This window comes from Ruminococcus flavefaciens 007c (assembly GCF_000571935.1).
GTDB classification, from domain to species: Bacteria; Bacillota; Clostridia; order Oscillospirales; family Ruminococcaceae; genus Ruminococcus; species Ruminococcus flavefaciens_F.
The window spans coordinates 1-2,344 of record NZ_ATAX01000018.1 but is presented as its reverse complement, the minus strand read 5'-3'; the positions used below and the strand labels follow the sequence as shown (position 1 = coordinate 2,344).

Here is a 2,344-nt window from a genome sequence, read left to right as displayed (position 1 = left end):
CGCAGTATTTAGTCTGATTTTATCCTCAATTGCGGATAGAATACCTACAATCTGCTTTTGAGTAGTAAAGTCAGGAAGCATTATCTCCATTGGTGCTAATTCCGAGGAAAATGTAATTTGAGGAAATGTGCCTGATCTTGTTTCAGCTAAGTGCTGTAATTCCTCAAGCACATCTCGTGATTTCAGTATTGCATATAAAAACAGTGGTAATACAACAGCTTTACGTGGTCTTAATACCATTAGTTTAGTAGATGCGATGTATTTTGAAGTATCTTCAAAGTCGATAAATGCAAATCTTTTATTAGCAGGACGAATTTCAGAGTACAAAATATCATCTCTCTGAAAAGTCTTTTTGAACTGTCCTTTTAGATTTTCGTTAGGGACAGGCGTATGATTGAGAACCTCTCCCTCTAAAACATCTGATGTATTAATTAAAACAACCATATTATCGGTTCTTTTGTAGGTTTCGGAAATCGTGTCACATAAATCACCTATTCTGCACATTTTCCACGCACTCACAAAAAATCACCGTCCTATCCAATATATTTCCTATGCGCCAGCTTCACATTGCTTTGCTTCACCATCGCATATTGTAGTGTAGTATCTATTCTTTGATGACCGAGCAACCTTTGAAGCTGTTCGATCGGCATACCCTTGTCGATAGCCATAGTAGCAAGCGTTCGTCTGAATTTGTGAGGGTGAACCTTGTTTATGCCGAGTTTTCGCCCCATTTCACGCAATCGCAGTTCGATTGCCCCTATTGTCAACCGCTTATGGGGAGATCGGAGCGACACGAACAGGGCAGGATCGCTGTCTGTCCGTGAAGCAAGATAGCTCTGCAAATGTAGCTTTGTACGGGCATCGAAGTACACCATACGCTCCTTATCGCCCTTGCCGACTACCACACACTCACGCTCATTGAAATCAATGTCGCTGCGGTTCAGCAAGACCATTTCACCCACACGCATACCCGTAGAAGCGAGCATATCAATCATCGCTAAATCCCGCAATTCTACGCAGTTATCACGCATAAGCTCCAAGTTCTCGTCCGTGTAGGTTTCCTTGATCGTCTTGCTTGTCTTGACCTTGTGAATGCGACGAACGGGACTTTTGATGATATAGTCCTCGTCCTCCAGCCAAGAGAAGAAGCTCGACAGGATACGGCGGATATTATCCATAGTGACCTTGCTGGACTTCTTCTCCGCCTGATAGTCGGTCAGATACGCCCTCAGATCGTCTGTTGTAATATGCTTGATACCCTTGCCGATACTGTCAAGAGCTGCCGTGATCGTCTTGCGGTAGTAGTTCAGCGACTTCTCCGAACACCCCTCTATCCGCTTTGCAGAGAGGAATTCCTCTAATATCTCCGTATTGTCGGGTGTTTTGTCGGCATCAGCCACAGCCGTGACCGACACACCCTTGAAAGCCTGCACAAGAACCTCGTGCAAGGCTTGAAGCCCTGAATTATCGAGCTTTTTCAGCATAGCTTGCTCGATAGTGGTGATAAGCGTAGTTTTCATTGTTGGTACTCCTTTCGTTGTACCAACATCGCTACCGCCAATAACCAATTATATTTTTTCGGCAATTTCTATCATTTTAACAACTTCTTCTGGCAAATATACTCCATCCTTTTTTGAATGGAGAATCATATGACAATTCGGACATACTGGAATCAAATCAGTCTCGGGATTTACTGTATGGGAATCCTTTACAGAGCCAAGTGGCTCTTTGTGATGAACGTGTATTTTTCCTGCAAATTCTTTGCCATATGTTTTAGCTGCATCGAAACCACAGATTTTACATTTTGTTCCATGTATCCGAATACATTCGCTACGTAAAAATGGATCTCGTTCATAACCAGTAGAAGTTACTTGTATTAGTTTTCCTTCTATCCTCTCTGATTGTATACTATCTAAAAGCCTATCTTTAGGTTTACTAAGCCCTTCTATTTCGATACCGATATCATCTGCAAGTTTATCCCACTGGTCGCAGCTTTTAACCTCATTCATGCATATTTCCATCATCTTGGACATATTGTTTTTGAATTCTGGATGAACGTTCAGTCCATTACATAAATTAAAAAAGCCGTCGCTACACATTTGAGTATCTTTCAATACTACCATAACCGATATAAGTGGAAGACCTAATTGATAACATCTTTTTGATACCTCACCAACTTGGGCGCCTATATCACGCCCTGGGGCATGAGCTGGGATTCCTGTCATTTTAGACATTTCGCCATATTCAATAGTAAATTGCTTTTTGGCTATATATTCAAGTAGTATTTTAGCACATCTTTTTTGAGCTGCTGATAAAATGATTGTATCCACCGTTACTTCCTCCT

At 41.7% G+C, this 2,344-nt stretch carries 3 protein-coding genes; all 3 read right to left on the bottom strand.

The genetic code is table 11. The features are described from left to right. Window positions 1-504, bottom strand: a 504-nt coding sequence (locus tag RF007C_RS05965) for a restriction endonuclease subunit S (RefSeq protein ID WP_051456554.1), incomplete at its 3' end; no start/stop codon positions are given. Between the two features lie 29 nt (window positions 505-533). Next, window positions 534-1,520 carry a site-specific tyrosine recombinase/integron integrase gene (gene xerA, locus RF007C_RS05960; RefSeq protein WP_037298211.1) on the bottom strand — a complete coding sequence of 329 codons (987 nt, stop codon included), beginning with the start codon at window positions 1,518-1,520 and terminating at the stop codon, window positions 534-536. 48 nt (window positions 1,521-1,568) lie between these two features. After that, window positions 1,569-2,344: HNH endonuclease (locus RF007C_RS16395; RefSeq protein ID WP_206537799.1), on the bottom strand; the 776-nt coding region annotated here is incomplete at its 5' end.

Coding starts and splice junctions, on each gene's coding strand:
- xerA (WP_037298211.1), bottom strand. CDS start 1,520: ATGAAAACTACGCTTATCACCACTATCGAGCAAGCTATGCTGAAAAAG.